Source organism: Vibrio cyclitrophicus, from assembly GCA_023206055.1.
Classification (GTDB): Bacteria; Pseudomonadota; Gammaproteobacteria; order Enterobacterales; family Vibrionaceae; genus Vibrio; species Vibrio cyclitrophicus_A.
Window position 1 is genome coordinate 1,590,712 of record CP065366.1, and the last position, 21,355, is coordinate 1,612,066.

At 44.5% G+C, this 21,355-nt stretch carries 19 protein-coding genes; 11 read left to right on the forward strand and 8 right to left on the reverse strand.

The features are described from left to right. The first annotated feature begins 6 nt into the window (after window positions 1-6). The 5 genes from ITG09_07160 to ITG09_07180 all read left to right on the forward strand — a co-directional run bounded on the left by ITG09_07160 (window position 7) and on the right by ITG09_07180 (window position 4,441). Entirely contained in the window at window positions 7-1,059 is a 1,053-nt protein-coding gene (locus ITG09_07160; protein UPR53395.1) for a TIGR01620 family protein, read from the forward strand. 123 nt (window positions 1,060-1,182) lie between these two features. Further along, window positions 1,183-2,727: a transcriptional regulator TyrR gene (tyrR, locus tag ITG09_07165; protein UPR53396.1), complete on the forward strand. Its 1,545-nt coding sequence runs from the start codon at window positions 1,183-1,185 to the stop codon at window positions 2,725-2,727. Window positions 2,728-2,745: 18 nt separating this feature from the next. Further along, on the forward strand, window positions 2,746-3,333 hold the full coding sequence (gene rimJ, locus ITG09_07170; protein ID UPR53397.1) for a ribosomal protein S5-alanine N-acetyltransferase: 588 nt from the start codon (window positions 2,746-2,748) through the stop codon (window positions 3,331-3,333). A gap of 152 nt (window positions 3,334-3,485) precedes the next feature. Continuing rightward, window positions 3,486-3,959 carry a DUF2947 domain-containing protein gene (locus ITG09_07175; GenBank protein UPR53398.1) on the forward strand — a complete coding sequence of 158 codons (474 nt, stop codon included), beginning with the start codon at window positions 3,486-3,488 and terminating at the stop codon, window positions 3,957-3,959. A 266-nt stretch (window positions 3,960-4,225) separates the two neighbouring features. Next, the gene (locus ITG09_07180) at window positions 4,226-4,441 is read left to right on the forward strand and encodes a hypothetical protein (GenBank protein UPR53399.1); all 216 of its coding nucleotides are present in this window, start codon (window positions 4,226-4,228) and stop codon (window positions 4,439-4,441) included. A gap of 208 nt (window positions 4,442-4,649) precedes the next feature. On the opposite strand, the gene ITG09_07185 is transcribed toward ITG09_07180, so the two are convergent. The 3 genes from ITG09_07185 to ITG09_07195 all read right to left on the reverse strand — a co-directional run bounded on the left by ITG09_07185 (window position 4,650) and on the right by ITG09_07195 (window position 10,252). Further along, entirely contained in the window at window positions 4,650-7,502 is a 2,853-nt protein-coding gene (locus ITG09_07185) for a hsp70 family protein (GenBank protein UPR53400.1), read from the reverse strand. Window positions 7,503-7,640: 138 nt separating this feature from the next. Beyond that, window positions 7,641-9,620 (reverse strand): Hsp70 family protein, encoded by a 1,980-nt coding sequence (locus ITG09_07190; protein ID UPR53401.1) that lies wholly within the window; start codon window positions 9,618-9,620, stop codon window positions 7,641-7,643. Continuing rightward, window positions 9,620-10,252, reverse strand: coding sequence for a DUF2760 domain-containing protein (locus ITG09_07195; protein ID UPR53402.1), 633 nt, complete (start codon window positions 10,250-10,252; stop codon window positions 9,620-9,622). The genes ITG09_07190 and ITG09_07195 overlap by 1 nt, the downstream gene beginning before the upstream one ends. Before the next feature lie 350 nt (window positions 10,253-10,602). Between ITG09_07195 and ITG09_07200 the strand changes: the two genes are divergently transcribed. Together ITG09_07200 and ITG09_07205 are read left to right on the forward strand one after the other, a co-directional pair. Then, window positions 10,603-12,141 (forward strand): sensor domain-containing diguanylate cyclase, encoded by a 1,539-nt coding sequence (locus ITG09_07200; GenBank protein UPR53403.1) that lies wholly within the window; start codon window positions 10,603-10,605, stop codon window positions 12,139-12,141. A gap of 87 nt (window positions 12,142-12,228) precedes the next feature. Next, window positions 12,229-12,759, forward strand: coding sequence for an exonuclease domain-containing protein (locus ITG09_07205; GenBank protein ID UPR53404.1), 531 nt, complete (start codon window positions 12,229-12,231; stop codon window positions 12,757-12,759). 119 nt (window positions 12,760-12,878) lie between these two features. Here ITG09_07205 and ITG09_07210 read toward each other — a convergent pair whose 3' ends face one another. Both ITG09_07210 and ITG09_07215 read right to left on the reverse strand, forming a co-directional pair. After that, a complete protein-coding gene (locus ITG09_07210; GenBank protein ID UPR53405.1) occupies window positions 12,879-14,564 on the reverse strand; it encodes an LruC domain-containing protein in 1,686 nt (561 codons plus the stop codon). A gap of 11 nt (window positions 14,565-14,575) precedes the next feature. After that, the gene (locus ITG09_07215) at window positions 14,576-15,064 is read right to left on the reverse strand and encodes a hypothetical protein (protein ID UPR53406.1); all 489 of its coding nucleotides are present in this window, start codon (window positions 15,062-15,064) and stop codon (window positions 14,576-14,578) included. Between the two features lie 442 nt (window positions 15,065-15,506). On the opposite strand from ITG09_07215, the gene ITG09_07220 reads away from it, so the two are divergent. From ITG09_07220 to ITG09_07235, 4 genes are all read left to right on the forward strand, one after another. Then, on the forward strand, window positions 15,507-15,863 hold the full coding sequence (locus ITG09_07220; protein UPR53407.1) for an antibiotic biosynthesis monooxygenase: 357 nt from the start codon (window positions 15,507-15,509) through the stop codon (window positions 15,861-15,863). A gap of 15 nt (window positions 15,864-15,878) precedes the next feature. Further along, window positions 15,879-16,574, forward strand: a complete 696-nt coding sequence (locus ITG09_07225) for a hypothetical protein (protein ID UPR53408.1) — start codon at window positions 15,879-15,881, stop codon at window positions 16,572-16,574. 236 nt (window positions 16,575-16,810) lie between these two features. Continuing rightward, entirely contained in the window at window positions 16,811-17,662 is an 852-nt protein-coding gene (locus tag ITG09_07230) for a winged helix-turn-helix domain-containing protein (protein ID UPR53601.1), read from the forward strand. A gap of 5 nt (window positions 17,663-17,667) precedes the next feature. After that, window positions 17,668-18,105, forward strand: coding sequence for a hypothetical protein (locus ITG09_07235; GenBank protein ID UPR53409.1), 438 nt, complete (start codon window positions 17,668-17,670; stop codon window positions 18,103-18,105). Between the two features lie 33 nt (window positions 18,106-18,138). Here ITG09_07235 and ITG09_07240 read toward each other — a convergent pair whose 3' ends face one another. The 3 genes from ITG09_07240 to ITG09_07250 all read right to left on the reverse strand — a co-directional run bounded on the left by ITG09_07240 (window position 18,139) and on the right by ITG09_07250 (window position 21,299). After that, complete coding sequence (locus tag ITG09_07240; protein UPR53410.1) at window positions 18,139-18,588, reverse strand: TerB family tellurite resistance protein; 450 nt, start codon at window positions 18,586-18,588, stop codon at window positions 18,139-18,141. Between the two features lie 146 nt (window positions 18,589-18,734). Then, window positions 18,735-20,744, reverse strand: a complete 2,010-nt coding sequence (locus ITG09_07245; protein ID UPR53411.1) for an alkaline phosphatase D family protein — start codon at window positions 20,742-20,744, stop codon at window positions 18,735-18,737. 78 nt (window positions 20,745-20,822) lie between these two features. Then, entirely contained in the window at window positions 20,823-21,299 is a 477-nt protein-coding gene (locus tag ITG09_07250; protein ID UPR53412.1) for a hypothetical protein, read from the reverse strand. Window positions 21,300-21,355 lie beyond the last annotated feature (56 nt).

Consider the following 21,355-nt stretch of genomic DNA (forward strand, 5'->3'; position numbering starts at 1 on the left):
ATCAAAATGAGTGAATTAAAAACAAAGCAGGTCTTTAATGAACCGTTGAAGACCTCTTTTGATGAGCAAGATAAGAGCGACGTTGGCCCGGATTTAGGCGCTCAACAACTGTTCACAGAGCAAGAGAAATTTGTCCCTGTCGCTCCGCAAGTGGAAGCCGAACTTGATGGTGAAGCTGAACAGCAATTGGAGCAAGTGATTCGACCGAGCAAAAAGAAGAAGTGGTTTGGAACGGGCTTACTTGTCGCTTTCTCCGGTTTAGTCGGATGGCAAGCTATTGACTCGGTCATTACCGCGATTCAAACAGCCGATTGGCTTGCGTTAGGTTGGGCAGGCTTTATTGCTGCCATTGCTTCATTGGGTTTAGGCGCAATAGGCAAAGAGCTGTGGAAACTGCGCTCACTTAAAGATCATTTTAGTGTGCAAGAGCAGAGTGAAGAGCTACTCCAAAGCCAAAGTGTCGGTAAGGGCAAAGCGTTCTGTGAAAACATTGCGAAGCAAGGCGGCATTATCGCTGAGTCTCCTTCGTACGATAAGTGGCGAAACAGCATTAACCCGGCGCACAGCGATGCAGAAGTGTTGGATATGTACGATGCGTTGGTCGTGAGCCAACAAGATAAGGTTGCGACTCAAATCGTCACTAAGTTCTCGACAGAATCCGCGGCTTTGGTTGCTGTGAGTCCATTGGCGGCTGCTGATATGTTGCTGGTGGCGTGGCGTAATTTCACCATGATCGACAAGCTTGCTGATGTGTATGGCATTGAGCTGGGCTACTGGTCTCGCATTAAGCTATTTAAACTGGTGTTAATCAACATGGCTGCTGCGGGAGTTAGTGAACTCGCGATTGATGCGAGCATGGACCTCGTATCGATGGATTTAGCAGGCAAAGTTTCTGCAAGAGCAGGGCAGGGGCTCGGTGTTGGTATTTTAACCGCTCGACTGGGTCTAAAAGCCATGACATTGCTTCGCTCTATGCCTTGGCATAACGAACGAAAAGTAAAATTGGCAGACCTTCGTAAAGCCGTCCTTTCTGAAATAAAGCGTATTACGCTTAAATAAAGCACTTGAAGCTCAATAGTTTGAGAAGAAGAGTAAACATATGTTTACTCTTCTTCTTGACTGAACTCAGAGCTTAATCCACACTACTGTCAACTTATCCTGACACCTATAATAGGACTATTTGTGCGTCTTGAAGTATTGTGTGAAGACAGACTCGGCTTAACGCGTGAGTTGCTCGATATCTTGGCCTCAAAAAGCATTGATTTAAGAGGAATCGAAATTGATGTTAAAGGCATTATTTACCTAAACTGCCCTGATATCGATTTTGATGCTTTTAGTGAACTTATGGCTGAAATTCGCCGAATTTCAGGTGTGAAGGATGTACGTAAAATCCAATTTATGCCAAGCGAAAGGCATAACACAGAGCTGATTGCTCTGCTGGCAAACCTACCTGACCCCGTGATTGCGATTGACCTTAAAGGCTCAGTCGATATGGCTAACCACGCTGCATTGAACCTCTTCAACAAGCAAGAAGATGAAGTTATCGGTGAACCGCTCGCGACGTTTGTTCCTAGCTTTAACTTTGCTCGCTGGATCGAAGGCGATGTAACGCGTCATCGCGAAGTTGTCGTGTTGGATGGTTTAGATTTCTCTATTGAGATCCTGCCGATTTACCTTGGTGGTGATGTCAACGAAGCGGTACTGGCGAGCGCAGTAATGACGATTCGTTCTTGTAATCAAGAATTGAACTCACCAGATTCAATCCCAGAACAGAACAACCTAGGTTTTGAACACTTTGTTGGCGTCTCTAATCGCCATAAAGCCTTGATCAGCCAAGCTAAGAAATTGGCTATGCTGGATCAGCCTCTATTAATTGAAGGCGATACAGGCACAGGCAAAGAGATGTTGGCGAAAGCGTGTCATAACCGTTCAAATCGTTCTTCTTTCCCATTCTTGATTCTAAGCTGTGCATCGATGCCTGATGACGTAGCGGAAACGGAATTGTTTGGTCATGCTCCGGGTTCATTCAACCATGAGCAAGGTCATAAAGGCATTTTCGAGCAAGCGAATGGCGGTACGGTATTTTTAGATGAAATTGGCGAGATGAGCCCTCATCTACAAATCAAACTGCTGCGTTTCCTACAAGATGGTTCATTCCGCCGTGTTGGTGAAGAAGAAGAGATGCACGCTGATGTTCGTATTATCGCATCAACGCGTCATCGTCTTTCTGAATTAGCAGACTCGGGCTCGTTCCGTGAAGACCTGTTCTACCGCTTGAATGTACTGACGTTGTCTATCCCTGCATTGCGTGAACGCTCAAACGATGTAGCGCCGCTGTTGGAACTGTTTGTTGCGAAACACGCGCAGCAGTTAGGTATGTTAAAACCAAAACTGACTCAAGAGCTGATCGACCAACTTGGTAATTACCAATGGCCGGGCAATATTCGTCAGCTAGACAACATGGTTCTGCGTGCACTAACAGAGCTAGATTCAGACACGCTAACGGTTGAGCAATTCCACTTGCCACAGCTTGAAGCTATGACTGCTGGAATGGCGAACTTAAACATAGATGGCTCTCTGGATGAGATCATGAAAGACTATGAATCTCAGATTCTAGAAAAGCTTTATCAGTCTTTCCCATCAAGTCGTAAGCTTGCAAAACGTTTGAATGTATCTCACACCTCAATTGCGAATAAGCTTCGCGATTACGGTATCAGAAAGAACTGATCGAATAAGAACAAGATTATGGAAGATTTGAGTACACCAGAACGTATTTATAAGAATGACGGTAATCTGATTCTACGCACCGCTGAAATCGATGACGCTGGTATGATCAGCGAGTACTTTCAGGTTAACAGAGAATACCTGAAACCTTGGGAACCGATTCGCGAAGACGCGTTCTTTGATAGAGCGAGTTGGGCGCAGCGACTGATTAAGTTAAACGAGCTTCATAAAATGGGGCTAGGCTATTACTGTTTGTTGATTAATGCTGACTCTAATGAAATGTTAGGCACCATATCGTTCAGTAATTTGTCTCGTTTCCCGTTCTACGCTTGTAATGTCGGTTACTCATTGGCGCAAAGTGCACAGGGGCACGGTTACATGCGCAGAGGCTTGAGTATGGCCAAAGACTACATGTTTGATGTGCAGAACATGCACCGCTTAATGGCTGGCTATATGCCTCATAATGAGCGCAGTGCTGGTGTGTTGGAACATCTTGGCTTTGTTCGCGAAGGTTTTGCTAAAGACTATCTACAGATTAACGGTAAATGGGAAGACCATATACTGACTGCACTCGTTAACCCGAACTGGGAAGATAGGCGCGCTGTTTAGAGACAAATAGTCATTAGGCGTAAGTATCAATTAAACGTAAATACAAATTTAGAGGCAGTGACGAACATAGATAAAATGAAACCGTCACTGTATCAAAAAGAGCATATAGGCATGGTAATCCATAAGCCTGAGAAGAAATTTGAGGAATTTTGATGTCATATACAACTTTGGACGAATACCAAAGAAAATGGATTTTTACTCACCAGTCGATGCCATTACCAGCAGAGGACTTGGAAAAGATTAAACCAATGACACAGGCAAGGGCATCTCAGTTTTGGAAAGAGAACGTAAGCCCTCAAAGTCCTGATGCAGAAAGACTAAGTTCACAAGACTGGCCAAGCAAAGCATCGAACTGGAATGAAGAGATCAGCTGGATGGCAAATTGGGAAGCCGATGAGCCTGAAATGCCAGAAGAGATCCTTAACTTCATTGATTGGCAAGATGACGTAACTGTTTATTTTTGTTATGAAAAATATAACATTCTCGAAACTAAGTGGTCAGTTTTTAAGAAACACTGGAAGAACTTTTTGTTCTACGATGATGGCCCAATTTTGCTAGGTCGCCGTCGTTCAGAAGCTCTTTGGTTTGCGACAAATGGCACGGTGAAAATCGGTAACCGTGCTTAAGTTCGGTGTGATTTAATCGAGCAAGTATTGGTGACCCGATCACAGACAGACAAACAAAAAGCGAGTATTGAGCTCGCTTTTTTTATGCCTGATGATCTTAGAAGATCATGGTAAAACACCCACTATTTGAGCTAACTAAAGATAAGGGTTTTCACTCGTTAAAATCAGGTGAATGACGAAATTGAGATCGCTATCCCATTGGCTTACTTGAAGTTTTAAGACGTTTGGCTATATTTATATTACTGCCTTAGTGGAGGTGAAGTATTATGATTTGGGATACTCTCGAACGTGTAAATAAACTTCGCAGGGAAGCAATGGAGGATCCGGAGTTTTTGGATTCGGCAAAAATGCATGAGGAATGGCTTTTAAGCGAAACTCATAACCAATCAATAAAAGGAGCCAAGGATAAGAAACCTAAAAAACTATCAGATATTTATGAAAACACGGATTTTCCGATTAACCCAACAGGAACGAAACATTAACAATGATGAACTGCAACACGGCTAAGGCCTTTAAACAGCGAGCCTCTAATCAATTAGATACTGGCCAGCAAAATACTAGCCAACCAGACACTTGCAAACAGGCCTTTAGCCACCAATAAAAAAGCCACTTTCAACGAACCGAAAGTGGCTTTTTCTTTTCTAACTCGTGACTAAAGCTATTCGTCTATAAAACGAACAGCTTTTAAAATTAGCTATTGATCAGGCTTAATCCGCTTGGTAACGCATCACCAAATACGCGCTTAGATTCGCTCTCAGAAAGCTCAGTCACTTCACTCACTAGCATTAACCATGAATCAGGTACCTTGCTTTGCTTAAGCTTCTCAATCACCTGATTGCGATAGTCGTCAGAGATATCAAACTGACGGTCACCGGTTTTACGACAAATCATCACCGCTGCAAAGGCGATCATCTGCTCTTTATGCCAGTTCTGCTCAAGCAACTTCGGCAACCATTGTTCAGCTTGTTCTCTAGGAATCACGCTGTGTTGGCTGCCATATAAAGGCGTTCTTGAAGCCAGTCGACCTAAAGCCCACCAATGCGCTTGCTCAAACTGGTTGTGGTTAATTGCTTTGCTTAAGAACCAACTTGCCAGCAGCACTTTGTCTTCAACTTCAAGTTGCTCAAGTGACGCCGCTAAACGAACCATGGCTTCATAACCATTGTCTTGCGCATCTTTGGCAGTCTTAGGGTTTTTCATTGCACCTGGGTGAAGGTACTTAGCGATATCAGCCAAGATACTTTCTTGCTGTTCTTGATTCAGGCCACCTGCAACACGACGCCAGAATACCCACCAATCTGTCCAACCTTGATGGTTCTGGAATTGGATGTTTTGTTGGTAAAGTCCCCAAATTTGTTCAATGCGCCATGAGTCGGTTGGATCACCAAAGCCGGGACGCAAAGAGTAACCCGCCAGACGAAGCCAGTTCTTTTCGTGTGCCTCAGAGCGGCGACGACGCTTACGGCCTAATGAAAAGCTATCAAACAGGTGGCGAAGGGTAGTGAAATCCCATTCATCACGTTTACCGAGTCGCTTTTCAAGATCTTTAGCCAGTGTTTTGATCTCTTTAGATTCGGCACTCTTCTTGTTACCGCTGTACAGGCGAGAAATTAGCTCCTTACATTCTTCAAGTCTTGGATGAAGTTTAGAGTTATCGGATTCATCGCCTTGCTTGTTTCTTACTTCAAACTCAAGCAACCAACGCTTAGAGTCATCTTCTGTACTCACACACTCCATTTTCAATGTGCCGACTTCGGTTAACTGACAAGCGAGCAGTACTTCAACACGCTCTTTTTGGTTGGCTTGAAGTTCTGCAGTGCCAGACCCTTTTAGCGTAGAAATATACGGTGGAAGAGGTGAGAACAAGTCGGCATCCACATTGACCATCACACCATTTTGAATAGCAGTGTCGTGAGCTATTTGGTCATGTGTTGAAGTCAGTAGATTAAATCGTACTGGCTCACCTAACGTCAACGAAAAACGACGACTGTTTAAGCGTATCTCTTGGCCTTCCTCAGTACCTTTGGCAAGCAAACAAAGTGCTTTACCCATCTTGTTCTTCTCTTGTAGATGCAAGAAGTAAGAACGAGCAGCACCGCCACCGATTTTCAGTTGTGCACCACGGCGGGCTTTACCAAAGGCAACCGCGCCAAGGGCAACAGACCAATCGGGATGAGGGTTATCAAGCACTGTGATTGGAGAACCGTTCCAGTTGCCTAGTAGTTGAGTAATACGCTCAGTCACCAGTTCACTGTTGAACACACCACCATTGAGTAGTACACCCACAGGAATAGCAGGTTTGGTGTCATCGAACTCAACAGAGCCTGAGTTTTCCAATGCGGCTTTAGACACTTGTTGGTGTGTCGTTAGGAATTCTGCAACGTGCTTACTCACCGCAGGGTCGGCAACGTAAGGCAGGCCGAATTCAACCACGGCGCTGCGACGCTTATCTGGTGTTTCAGAAAACTCAGACAGTGGGAAGAAACCTTCCAAAGCGATTTGATGAACTTCTTGCTTAGTTAAGCCAATGCTCTTGGTACCACCTAGTAGCTTCGAACCACTACTGAGCATGGTGATCTTCACATCATCGGGCGCATTGGCAGAAAGCAGGCTCTCTTTTGCGGCGCGAGTTTGTTGAATTAGTTTGGTTAGGCTAGAAGCATTCAGCTTTTTGTTTTGATTGAAGCGTTGCTCGGCTAGGTGAGCAAGCGCTAAATCTAGATTATCACCACCGAGCATCAAGTGTTCGCCAACGCCGATACGGTCGAGTGCGAGCTCGCTGTGACCAGCGTTAGTCGTATCGTTATTTGCATCGAATTTAGCTTCAATTAAGCTCAAGTCGGTAGTACCACCGCCGACATCACACACTAAGATCAATGGGATCTGTTGAAGCTCTTCCGCAGCCGTTTGTTGATGACGAGCATACCAGTCATAACAAACAGCTTGAGGCTCTTCGAGTAATAAAATCTTACCTAAGCCAGCAAGTTCTGCGGCTTCAAGAGTCAGCTTACGTGCTGTCTCATCGAATGATGCAGGAACCGTTACAACAACATCTTGGTCTTCAAGTTTGTTGCTTGGATTACGGTAGTTCCACGCTTGGCGGATGTGATTCAGGTAGCTTGCACTCGCGACAACCGGCGATACTTTATCGACATCAGCTGCGCCTGCCCAAGGCAGAATATCGGAGTTACGATCAACCGCTTGGTGCGACAACCAACTCTTGGCACTCGATACTTGGCGGCCTTCAACTTTTGCGCCCAGTTCGCGCGCCCATTCACCGACGATGACGTTTTGAATATCACCTTCAACCAAACTCGGTTCCCAAGGCATAGTGAGATCGGAAGGAGAGATCTGACCTTGTGCCGGATGGTAACGAAATGAAGGAAGTAGCGGTTTACGAACCACTTCACCTGGGCCGATGAGTTGATCGATATCGAAAAGAGAAACGGGAGCATGTTGTAGGTCGTCGTTGATTTCACAGTAGGCAACCACAGTGTTGGTTGTGCCTAAGTCAATGCCGACTAAAAAACGAGGAGTTGCCATACAAAACCTTATTCTGCCAAAGTGATGACCAGTTAATGGATAGTCTTGGTCTTATTATTGTCTTTGAAATGCTTTTAATACAGGGCGAGGGAATCGCATTGATAAAGTAACGGCACCCGTTAAGGTGCCGTTGATTCATTATGCTTGTTCGTTTGAGTCGTTATTCGAGTCTTCACGAACATCAAACTCAACGTGCCATTTCTGACCGTTATCAGCAGCAATTGCTTCTAGATAAAGCGTGCCGAGTTCAGTGACACGAGAGGCTAGGGTTACCGGAACCACTTCACCCTCACGGCGACCTTCAGATACTGGCAGTGTCACTTGAATCTCTGGAAGTTCATCAAGGTCTTCTGGTGCCCAATGATCAAGGTGCGTACCCGCTACGTCTTCACGACGGGTCGTAGAACCGAAGAATTGGAAGTGTACTGGCTGGCCAATCACCAAACCAAACTCTTGGCTAGGCACTTGAACGCTTGAGCCTTCTTCCATACCAAACGGTGCAACACACAGTGCTTCCATTGGAGGAGCCATACCTGGGATTGCTGGCATCGCGCTCTCGATTCCTACGTAATAAGAAGAAGCGATACCACCGCGGATACGAACGCCTTGGCCACGACGAACTGCGCCGTAGTAAGAAGCGCCACTTGCAACCGCTAGGTCTAGATCCAAACCTGAAAGCTGTTTAGCAAATTCTGCATCAGCATTGATCAACCATTCGTTGATCGTGTCTGAAAGACGATCAGCAAGTAGATTAGATTTTAGAACACCACCATTGAACAGCACCGCTGTTGGTTTGATGAAATCTGCCGCTGGCGCTTCTGACCCTTGCGCTTCTGTACCGGGCATACCGGGCATGTTTGCAAACGGGTTGAAATCTTGCTGAGCCGTTTCGCCATTTCCAGAAAGCGCGTTCGCTTGCTTAGAAAGGAATGCGGCAATGTGACGAGTAATGCCTGCGTCTTGAGCGTAAGGCAGACCCATTTGAGTCAGTGCGCCACGCGTCTTTTGAACTGGGTGCTCCGTCACAGCTACTTTCGGGAAGAAGCCATCAACCAATGTTTGTTGTACTTCTTGCTGAGTCAGTTCTGTTTTTAGTGTTGCGCCAAGTAGTTTAGAACCACGGCTAGGTACAACGATCGGCACAGATTGCAGTTCAGCATCATTAAGCAGTGCTTCTTTTGCATCACGACATGCGTGAGTCATTGCTTGAACCTGCCAAGGAGCCAACTCTTTGCCTTCTTGAGCCAGTTTCATTTTCAGACGGTAAGCCAGTGCTAAGTCCATGTTGTCGCCGCCAAGTAGGATATGTTCACCTACTGCGATACGGTTCAGGCTTAGGTTGCCGTCATCTTGTGTTACTTCAACTAACGAAAGGTCGGTTGTACCACCACCGATATCGACAACAAGAACGATGTCACCAACGTTCACTTCATCACGCCATGTGTCGTTGCTGTTATCAATCCAGCTGTAAAGAGCCGCTTGTGGCTCTTCAAGAAGCGTTAGGTAAGTGAAACCCACATTACGTGCAGCTTCTGCTGTTAGGTCACGAGCCGCAGGATCAAACGAAGCAGGAACCGTGATCGTTACATCTTGGTCTGCCAGTTTGTGTTCTGGATTCGCGTGGTTCCAAGCGTCTTTAAGGTGCTCAAGGTACAATTCAGTGGTCTTAAGCGGAGATACTTTTTCAACTTCTTCGGGGCTGCCTGCAGGAAGGAACGCATCACGACGGTTCACACCACCGTGGCATAGCCAAGATTTTGCACTTGCTACCAAACGGATTGGGGTTTTAGAACCTAGGTTACGAGCAATCGCACCGACTAGCGCTTTTGGCTCAGAAGACCAAGGAAGAACGCGAGAGCCCGCATTCATTTCATGTTCGTGCGGCTGGTATAGGAATGAGCCTAGTTGGCTGCGAGTTTCTACTGTACCTGGAGCCGTCAGTTGAGGGATTGGCATTACCTCTACGCGAGCGTCTTCATTCGTTGTGTCGATGTAAGACAAAACGCAGTGTGTAGTACCTAAATCGATACCAATACTGAATTTAGGCGCCTGATGTTGCTCTTGAGAAGATAGCTCTTGTGAATGCTCTTGCGATGAAGAGTGGTTTTGGTGTTCCATTATAGCTCCACCTCTGCCGGTGCAATCACAGATGCGTCGTAATTTTCAGCAAGCTTAGGCAGGTTCATGTCAGTGGCTTTCCAACCTTTGTGAACCAATGTGCCATTGAATGGTGCGTTGCCTGTTACGTTACCTGTTAGGCGAATTTCTTGTGGGTTGAAGCCTTCTACTACCGTGATACGTGTTTCTTCATCTTCCGTACGGATGTGAGAAAGCTTTACGTAATCAGCAAGTACTTTTTGACCGCCAGTGTGGATTACACGTGCTGCCGCGCCAACTTCTTCGTCAGAGAACGAAGTGAGATCTTCTTTTAGGAAGTCAATTAAACGTGCTTCTTGCTGCATGATAGATAATAGCTGCATTGCTGAATCGGTCGGTGCTGTTGCTAGTTTTGATTCAACTTCAACAACTCTTTCAATCACTTTTTCAACTTCAACAACTTTCTCTACTTCGACAATTTTTTCTACTGGCTTTTCAACTTCAACGATCTTTTCTACTGGTTTTTCTACGACTTTCTCAACCACTTTGGATTTACGAGAAACGGCAATAAGCAGCAGTAAAACGCTTGATGCAGTGAGGCCTGCGTGAAGCATATCAAACGTTTGTGGAATTAGGTTCAAATCAACGATCATAGTGATTTTCTCTTTAAATTGATTTAACGGTATATTCATTGGTTAAGTTGAACATACGGGTTGGAAAGAAAACTCTGTCGCACTCAGGCAAAACGGTATCTTTCAAGCTATAAATATGGATGGATACTAGCATATTCAAGGCTTAAGGGCTGTATTTAATGTTTTTATTCAAGTGGGTTTTTAGTGTGTTAGCGTGAAAATTAGTCGAGATTTGCTTGAATAATAGCCTTTGATGTAAGGGGAAGGTAAACATTGCCCATTTTGTGTCAGATTTAGGACTAAACATGAATGGAGCAGGGTTTCTTAACGTTATATACTTATGACTTTATATAATCCGACATGAGATATGTATGCCGCATACAATCGACCCGTTGACAGGGTTGAAGAGAAGAACCTTGCCAGTAGTTGCTTTTTTGGTCACCTTTCTGATTACGGTGTTATGCGTTGTGTTGGTGGCTCTTAATCAAAATCGTGCCTTGAACATGAATTTGGAGAGCTTTGCTAAACACCAAACTCTAAGCCTAAAAGCGTTTATTGATAACGATGTTGCTTACATTGGTTCTGGTGCTAATTTTTTCTACGCAAATGATCCTGAAAACTGGGATAAGTTTGATCGTTTTGCCCAACAAACGATTAATGTTTCAAAAAGTCTAATTGGCTTGCAATGGATGCAAAAAGTGACAGCCGATGAGATTGAAGAACAAACTGCTCAGATGGAAGAAAAGTACCCATCATATAAGTTATTCACTATTCCAAAACATGAATCAAAAGCTTTTGGTTACATCTTAGATGGTGAGCCAGCCTTTGTTGCGACTGATATCTACCCAAATACCGAACCAAATAACAGAGTTCTTGGTTTCTACTCTTCTCGTGAACGATTTAAGCGCGTTTTAGACAATATTAAACAGACGCGCCAAGCTAATATTTCAGACAAAGTTCGTTTAATACAAGATGGCTTAGACCCAGAAATACCGAAAAGTGGCATGCTGGTGTATCACCCTGTATTTGAAGGCGAAAGTGACAATTTGCTCGGTGTTGTGATTGGTGTGGTTCGTACGACTTATTACTTTGAGAACTTACTGGCGTCCACTGCGGGTGATATGAATGTATATGTGCGAGTGACCGATACGGGTTTTGAAGCAGAAGATTCTCCCATTTTGTTTGAGACTGAAGGTTTTGAAGGCGTAACTGGGCACCTTATTACCAAAACCATTAGCCTAACCAACCGTGATTGGAAAATTGATTATAAGATAGGTTCATGCATCTCGTTTTCCGGCTACTTGGTACTCGCCGGCATTGCTTTAGTTGGGACCACTATCTCTTTATTGCTGGCCTACATAGTTAATCTACAAATTCGTGAGAAACAACGTTTGTACCAAATGCTAGATGAGAGGACGGAAGAACTTCGCTTTTTAGCCAATCATGACAGCTTAACCGAGGTCTACAACCGACGAGCGTTTAATAAGAAATTAGACAAAGCGATTGACCGCGATAAACCATTTAGCCTTATTGGTTTTGATATCGATAAGTTCAAAAACATCAACGATCAATTTGGTCACCCAGCGGGTGATGCATTGCTGATTCACGTCGTCAAACTGATCTCTGTTAATTTGAAAGATGGTGATGACCTGTTCCGTTTAGGAGGTGATGAATTCTGCATCATTTCGAGTATCTCAGATCACGAAGCGTTGGAGCGTTATTTAGCATGTATCCTCAATACTGTTAGCCGCTCTTATTGTGAGCACAAAGGTCGCCAATTGAGCTGTACACTTAGTATTGGCGCTTCTATTCGTAGCAATGAAAATACCGAAGAAATTCAACAGCGAACCGACAGCATCTTGTATCAAAGTAAACTAAACGGTCGAAATCGAGTCACAATTGCAGGCTAAATGAGCACTTGATGTAACAAGGGTCGAGTTCCTGGCTGTGCTCATGTACAATTTCACGAAATTTTTGACGAGAGAATTAGGCGACGTATGAATCACAATCGAGTGGTGTGTTTCGATTTGGAAATGTGCTGTTGGAGCGAAAATGGTGTAGGAACAACAGGGGAGATCATTGAAGTGGGTCTTGCTGAGATTGATCTAGCATCTGGCACTATCGTGAAGCGAGCGCAATACTACGTTAAGCCAGAGAAAGACGAAGTCTCTCTGTTCTGCGCCGAGTTAACGGGCATTACACCTCGTAAAATCGAAAAACAGGGTCGCCCATTAGAGTCTGTTATCAAGTCGATGATTAAGAATTTCGGTGGCCCAAAGAAAATCTATGCAGCGTGGGGACGTGACGACCTCATCTTACACAAAGAGTGTAAAGATAAAGGCATCGAACCTCCGTTTAGCGAGTTTATAAATATCGCAACGCTTTATCGGATTCAGAATCGATTGAAAGAAAAACGCATTGGTCACCGCGCGGCTCAAGAAGCGAAAAATATTGAGTGGGAAGGCCGTCAGCACTCTGGTTATGTCGATGCGTATAACCTCGCGAAGTTGGCGTTAACGATGCTCTAGATAGCAGCAGTGAACACCCAAACATAGAAAAGCCATCTACTTGTAGATGGCTTTTTGGTTTAATTTTTATCGGTATTTCTAAAGATTAATTCATATTCTAATGACCAAGATCGAGTTATTTACCATACCCTCGACCCTGTCGGTGATGTGAACCAGTCCGTTTGAAGTGTACCGCCAGACTCTGCCCACGTGGTTAGATGTTCATATGCTTCACAAGTATCAATACGTTCGTATGGGTGAGACCATTGACCTGGGATATCTAGAGCCCACGGGTGGCCAGTCGTGTTTTGATAGTATTCACCTTCACTTGTGACTGTATCATCATCGCCAGCACCGAACATTGCAGTATCTGCTACATCCGTATTTGGATAGTTCATCAAGTGAATCTCTCTACCTCTCGCGTTGGGTTTGTAAATGAACGGGTTAAAATCAGTATTGCTTAGCGCAGGAATTGAACCATCAATCACCAGCGAGACACTGTAATCGACTAAGCTTCGTGCATCACCTGACTCTGTGTTGTAGAAGCTATAGGTGCTTGTACTTGGCAGCATCGCCGCGACACTATCAATCACAACAAATACCAATTCGCCTGAGTGACCGGCTTCTGGTGTTAACGCCACGGTAGCGCCGTTGTATGTTTTGGTCAGTGAGGTGACATCCGTGTCTTCAAGCCCTGCTATCGAAATAGCGAAACCATTATCTTCAGCCGCTCCACGAGCAATAGCTTGGCCGTAGTAATCAAAACGAGTGATTTGGTTATTCGCGTTTGTATAAACACCTAATGCGTAGTGGCTAACAAAGTCATTCAGATCGTAGTCACCTTCATTTGGCCATAAATCTTCGTAAGCTAATGTGTACCATCCACTGGTTGGTGTTCGGCTATAGAAAGCGATTGTCGGATCGTTTGGTGCATAGTCGTTGGCATCTGATACACCATCACCGTCACTATCCCCGAGTGAAGGCCATTCAATCTCAGCGATTTCACTAATCAGCCCATTCTGGTCAATAGCGATGACCTGAACCTTCCAAAGTTCTCCAATCTCAGTTTCACTGGCCGGCAACGTGGCATTACTGTTGTCATTTTTTCCGACAAACTCATCATCCACATAGAACCCTTGACCTACGTCGACAAACCAACGGTAGCTATAAGTTACAGAATCACCGTCTGGGTCTTCCGGTGTTGGACCGGTTACTGTCACAACCAAGTCGTCATTATCACCGAGTCCAGTGCTGCGACTTAGAGTTGGTGTAGAAGGAGGGTTATTAGCAATGGTGACATAAGTCACACTGATAAGGCTGTAATCCAGTGTGGTTAGCCAACCATCGTTATTCACATCAATATCTAGGTCTACATTCACCAGACTGTCGTCAAGTGAAGCGATAGGGAGGTCAAAAACGGTTGTCGACCAGTTATTGTTGGTACCTTGCAAGAACCCGGGAGTAAGTAAAGAACCGTCAACAGCGATACTATCGTATTCTCCGTTTTCCCCGTGGTGTGCTTCTGAGTCAACATCATAAGCGTAAATAGTGAGTGTCGCTGCGGTAATCTGTGCGCCATCAGGAACCGTTAAATTATGTTGCCAAGAGTAGTCTTCGTTTGCTCGGCTGTAGATGCTGAAGCCATAACCAGAAGGGGCGATGTAATGTGGTGAGGTACTACTTGCATCGATTTTTTGAGTCACTGTTATTGAGCCATCACCGTTAGTGGTTGTTGTGTTTTCTGTTGCAGCTGCAAACGTCTGTTGCGAGAATGAACACATAGCGACTGAACCCATCAGCATTAGAGATTTTTTAATATTTTTCATGGCAGCTATCCTTAGTCAGAATCCAGAACAATGTCGCAAGAAACTAGCAAATCAGTAGTGACGTTATCTAGGTCAACGGTACTTCTACACTCTTGACCACGCACCTGAGCAACGATTTCCAAACCTTCCCAGTTGGTTGGAATACTAAAGTCACTCACCAATTCACCATCGCGGTTCGACATACCAGAGTAGAAGGCTTGAGGATCTGTTTGGTCTGAGGTCACGCTGTATAGTTTGATTATGTGGGAGCCGCGAATCGGAGCTGGCTCACCATCCTTGTATGAAAAACTACTGACGACGTTGACGCTCATTGTTCGCGAAGTCGTTCCTCGCCACTCAAAACTGTCCGGTACAGCAATATCAACAAAAGTCGTATTGGCAGCTGTTGCGGCAGGACTCGCAGCGCTGTCTGCTGAGCCACCTCCACCTCCACCGCCGCAGGCGATGAGAGACATTGATGTGACCGATGTTAAGAGGAGTGTTTTTAATTTCATCATCATAATCTTCCGTAATTGATTGAGGTCGTGTAAAACTTAAAGAGCAATGACTGCGCCAGTTTTTATGTTGCTGATAATAAAGGGAAAATTTGATTATTTGATGTGGTTTGAAATTAATTGTATATCAGCATCTCAATTAGAGAATCAATCTGACGATAACGAATAAATGATGGCCTGATAATGAGATTGGATAGGGAATTGGATTCAGTTTTCACGAATGCTGAGTGAGGAAAGTTGAATGTGCAATTAAGAGACATTTGACTGGTATTTCTCTTGTTCAATAGGTGGTCGGTATCGGTTTTTATATCAACACAAACAGAATGAGAAGAATGTTAATTCTTAATAAATATCAGAAGCGCTTTAATTAATATTAAATCGCAGGTTTCGACCTTGATTGGGCAGGGCTAGATGATAGCGTTAGCTCACCCAAAACAAGGAGAATAGGATGAAGAACATAATTAAGTATGGATTGGCACTGGGGGCGCTAAGCTTAAGTGCGTTAGTTTCGGCAAAACCCGTTGTATTGATAAACACTTTTTCAGTCGAGCCAGCCCATGAAGCCGCAACGTTAGCGTATTGGGAAAGCGCAAGAGACGTATTAAAGCAGCAACCGGGATACTTATCGACCAAGTTACACCGCTCTTTAAGCTCAGATGCGACATACCGCTTTATCAATGTCGCTGAATGGGAAAGCAAGAAGCAATTCCATGATGCAATACAAGTGATGAGAGAAGAGCTACCACCTTTAAAAATCGAAGGGGTTTCTGCTGACCCTAACTTGTATGAAATTGTTCGCGACTAATTAGGAAACCACATAATGAAAACAGCGCCAGGAACCTTTTTAGCTATTTTTAGCTTTCTATTTTCAGCCCTTCTATTTTCTAGTTACAGTCATGCTGCGGCATACGGCGTGTCAGTGGCTTGGAAAACCGATGACGCTCAAGCGGTATTTGAGGCAATGCCTCATCAGCAAAAAGCATTTGCTAACTTAATTGATGCGGGCTTGGTCCACGATATGTTCGTATCAGAAAGCTTTATCGGAGATAAGAAATTTCCGATTATTAAGTTTGTGATTGAAGCGGACAGCGAACAGCACGTTCGAGAGTTGATTGGTAATTTACCATTCCAATTTAAAGAGCTTGTAGAGGTGACTGAAATCAGAGACATCGGTAATAAATGGTTAAACACCGAAGTCGCTTTCAAAAACTACGCAGTAGAACTCGCTTGGAAAGAGCCAGAGAATCAATTCATTGTCGATGAGATTATCAGTCAAGATTTACAAATGGTTGTCGATTGGAGTGCTCAAGGCGTGATTACGTCTGCTTACTTAAAACATCAAGAAATAGCACAAGAGAAGCCAAACCAAAAAGCGATGATCAGACCAATCTACTCAATGGCAATATTGGCTAAAAATGAAGAACAAGCACGCGAAGTTGCCAACCAGTTGAATGCAGTAAAGCTAGGCTTCGCTGAAGTCATGGTCAGTGAACTGGGCTTTAAACTAGACCTATAAATAATGGGCTCTCTAGACCTCATTAGTTGTTCTAACTGCTAGGCTTTGTACTAAGGTGAGTGAGTTTAAGTGACTGACTCACCTTGTTGTTATTTCATCTTGTTACTCGTAGAACTTATATTTCACTTAATTATTGGTTAGACTTCGCGCCATTCTTTTCTATGTATGGCTTGGCATTAGAACAACCAAGCAAACACCTTTTTGATGACCTTTTTATTTATGAACTCCTCGCTGAAATGAACGCCGATAGCCATGAAAAAATCACCTTAAACGCTTCGGGTATAGAGCTGATTAATAACACACTCATTGATTCTGAATCAGGCAAGCAGGCCACCTTATCTCCCTCAGAAAGCCTGATCCTTGAACATTTAGTGAAGAACAGCCCAAAAGCCGTTGGTCGCGACTTTTTGCTTGAGCATTGTTGGCCGGGCAGGGTGGTGACAGGCAGTTCGCTTAATGTTGCGGTCAAGAACATTCGCACAGCACTAAATTCGCTTGAGTGTGATTGCAAAATTTTAACGGTTCAAAAGGAAGGGTATAGCTTCAATGGCCCGAGACAGGTTGGTAGTTATTTATCGACGCCAACGCCTGCGACTGACGTACATGTTGAATCGAGAGTTGTTGAATCGACGTCTTCAGAGATTGCCACCACCACAGATGACTTAACGTTTGTAGCAAAGTTCAAGCCTTCTGGTATGAACAGACAAGCTGGGCAATCAAAGCAACAGTACCCACAATCTCATCAGTCTATGGTGAAGCACTTTATCACTCATAATCGATCTCGTATCGCAGGAATCGTAGTTAGCGTGTTTCTTGTCATGTTGTTTTATCAATTTGCTTTTTTTATGGATAAGACGAGCTATCGCGGCATGGATGTTTATCACGACAGTTTGAACTTTGATCAAGAACTGTTCATTGAGTTGAATACCGTGTCAGAACTCGGTGTTGAGTCGCTCTACCTACATCGCATTGGCGTTGGGTGTCAGAACATTCAAGCTGTTGCTTTGATAAACGGGCGCTGGAAAGAGATGAGCTATCAGTTTAAATCGCTCTCTTGTGATGACGACAATGACGATGAGCGAGGCTAACCGATATGAATCGTAAGTTTTGGATGCCTATCTTGCTCACGCTTTTTGTGATTATAAATGTAGGCTTAATCTCTGGGCTAGCAACTAAAAGTACCTATAAATTTTCCGCAGAGTATCCAATGGTAGGCTGGGAAAAAATCTCACTTCGATTGGAAAGTGGTCGGGTAAAAATGCAGTACATTGGTTACGACATCGATGGGAACGTTGCTCAAACCAAGCAAATGTTTGGAGTGTTCTTGCGCTGGGGTAATCACTACTACCTTTATCAATTGGACCAAGACCAGGCCCAAGATAAACAGACTTTCAATATCAAACACTTATACATCCAACAAACGCAAGGCAAGCGCAGTGTATTGGTGTCAAACCAGCGTGGCCTTTATGTGACGAAAAAAGGCACGCCGTTAGAGCTGAAAGGCATCATGTATGGCGATCGATTACGTTAATACGGAAGCTTGACGCGAATAGAAAACCTTTGGTTAGCTTTTACCGAGGACGTTCAGCTTAGTTTTGATAAAGTCACTGTGGTCAACGTAGAGCAGCTCTGCTGTTTTACGGATCACAGAGTCTTCGATAGGGTCAATTTCCCCATCGGCATGCGCCACTTCCCACATCGCTTTGATTAAGTCGATTCGCACTGGCTGAGATAGGTCTCTGAGTTGTGATGTAAAGTCATACAACGATACCGATTGCTCTACTTTCGGCTCTGCTTGCGCGAGCAGCACCTTTGCTTGTTCTTCATCTAAATTCAGCAAGCGTTGCAGAAGCTGTAGTTTAGCGACTCTTTCTGATTCATTGATCTGATGGTCGGCTCCCGCCACTTCACACAACAAACTCGCGATGGCGATATTAGGTGATGTGCCTTGGTTTTTGCTTAGGTCCTGGCCTTCAATCAATTGTTTGAACATTGATGTGAGAGAATTGAACATAACGAGCTCCAGTTAAAATGTGTATCGGGTTCCGTAACGCTGATAGCTATCAACTATAACCATAACTATTGGGTCTACAGAGTGTGATCGCAAGCGTCTTTACTAAAAACTGACATTACGGATACGCGAGCGATAAGGAGCACATCTTAGTCCGGTTCCGGAAAACGCGTGACCTTGCCATCGGCACTGAGTGTCGTGATCGATTGCGGTTTCCCATCAGTGTCTAGCCTCAATTCACCAATCGCACTGCGGTTTGAAAGGCGATAGAAGGTCTGATTGTCAGGGCTTCGCTTTTCGATCTTCAAGCGTTTACGCTTAGTGAAGTAGTTCAAAACTGAGCGAGGGCTGTACAACAGACGGTCCCATACATCGCAGAATTTAAGCAGCGGAGCTGGGAACTGATTTTTAATACCACTACAGGTAATCTGATAGATGTTCGGGCTGTTGCGACGATACCTAAGCTTGATGTCATAAGCGAAGGAGTAGTGAACGTCACCAGAAAGTACCACGAAGTTGGTCGGTGTTTTGGTGTGGGTAAAGATACTGATCAGCGTATTAGCACTGCCCGGATGTGCCATCCAGTTTTCAGCGTCTATCACTAATGGCTTGCCGATTGTGGTCGCCATCTTTTGCAGTGTTTCAATAAACTTCACGCCAAACATCGGTGCCGCAGAAACGATGACTACTTTCTCTTGATGCAACAATTGATGTTGAAACTCAATTAAGGCCTCCCAGTCCATCAAACCCGAAGGCTTATTCATGCGAGATTCTGAACGCCAACGACGCGTTCGAGTATCCAACACAATGACTTTGGGTGAGGTATCTATTGTGTAATGCCACTCTTCAAAGCGACTCAGCATCTCAATAAAGGCTTGATGCTTGTCTGGCTCGATGTTGCTAACAGAGTGAGTAGTATTGTTATCACCGGCTTCATGATGCGTTTCTGTAGTGGTACACACTTGAACAGTAAAAAGCTGTTTTGCTTGCTCGATGAACGTTTCGTCGAAGCTCTCCGGTTTGTTGCCCCAACCCTGACACATCCAGTAGGCCGCGAGGCCGTTACCTATCACCTGAGTGGCGAACTGGTTTTGGTCGACGGCATGTTCCCAACCTACGGTAAGGTTCCAATCATCCGTCACATCGTGATCATCAAAAATCATGTACGTTGGGATATGCGCGAACAGACGTTGCACTTGAGGCAAGCCAGAAATGAAATCATCCATGATGACGCTTTCATCACGCCACTGTTGCTGCTCAGTCGGTGTTAATTGGCGTCCACCTTGAGTGAAGTTATTCTCAATTAAACGTTCTCGATTAACGCATTGCCACAGTGTTGGCGACCAAACCAACAAGTACATCGCGATAAATTCAGACAGCGTCACTAAGTGGTTTTCACAATCGGTAGAACTAAAAATCGGCACGCCACGATTCGGGAATAACTTATCGAGCATGGATTCTGAAGCGGTATGGTGCGGCAAATAGTGATGACGCTGATATAAGTGATATTCACTGTTATACAGAGCGTCACTGCTGTTGATTTGTTTAATTTGCGAGTCGGTTGGTAAGCTCTCGCCTACAAGGCCAAGCAGTAGAATCACTTGCTGAATAGCATCAAGCGTTGGGCCTGCCACATGATCGGCGTAGATCTGATCGCCGCTCATCATCAGCATATCGGGTCTTTCAGCGACGGTTTGATTGGCAATCTTGTTATCGGCTGCCACTAGGCTGTCTTTGCTTGGATGATGCGGATTACGGCAAGAACCGTGAAGAATGTAATCAGCCGATGTCGATATCTTAAACTCAACGCGAGATTTGCCGTTGTAAACAAGGTGAGGGGCGAGCTCTTTTAGTGAACCTAACTCTGTGTGAATGTCATATTCAAGAAGCGTATTCGTCGGAAACTCACCTTGTAAGCGAATCAGCGTTACCCAAGCATGTGTACCGATTTGAATCGAATCATGCTCTTCAAGCGATGAGGTATAAAACGGTTGGTCTTGTTCTGCTTCAGAATTGCCTATTTCTTGAATATGAAGCTCAGCTCTGCCTGTAAGAGGTGAACTGGTGGCTAGCCAAAGTACCACTTCAGTCGCGGTGGTTTTTCTTAAAATGGGTCCGGCGAGTAACAGGGGAAGAGATGATGTCGTAGAGGGTTTCAATACGGTACCTAAAATCGTTGGTGGTTAGTCGTCGTGGTGTTCTTTTGTTTCGAGCTTATTCGTGCCTGGCTTTAAGGTTTAAAGCTCTGATGCTTCAAGTTCTACTGAGTCAGATTCTGTTGTTTTATGCTCTGCAATCTCAGGCTCTGTCGTTTCAGAATCCGCTGATTCAAGAACTTCGATAACTTCCGAGCTAGAAAGTTCATGACCCATTAGAAATATTGCCAATAGGGCATCGGCTTTGGTCTTGGTATCGGAAGTGTCGTCTAACACCTGTTCAAATTTTTCACGAATCATAGCGATTTCGTGTTCAACAAAGCCACGACCTTCTTCATCCCCTTGATTGTCTTCAGGAGCATTATCGAATTTAAGAAATAGCATGTCGCCGTCTAGGTTGGTATCCACCAAACGCTCGGGCAACCACGCCTCACCCATAACAATATCTGGATCGGAATCTTTGGGTAACTGATCTATAATGTTTTGTAATTCGGAAACTTTCACAACACTTTCATTTAACCGAGAATATTCTGCATTGTAACGGTCAATGCCGAGCAAACCTAAAAATAGTTAGCCGCCATGGTTAATAAATGTCTATTCAGTAACACAATATT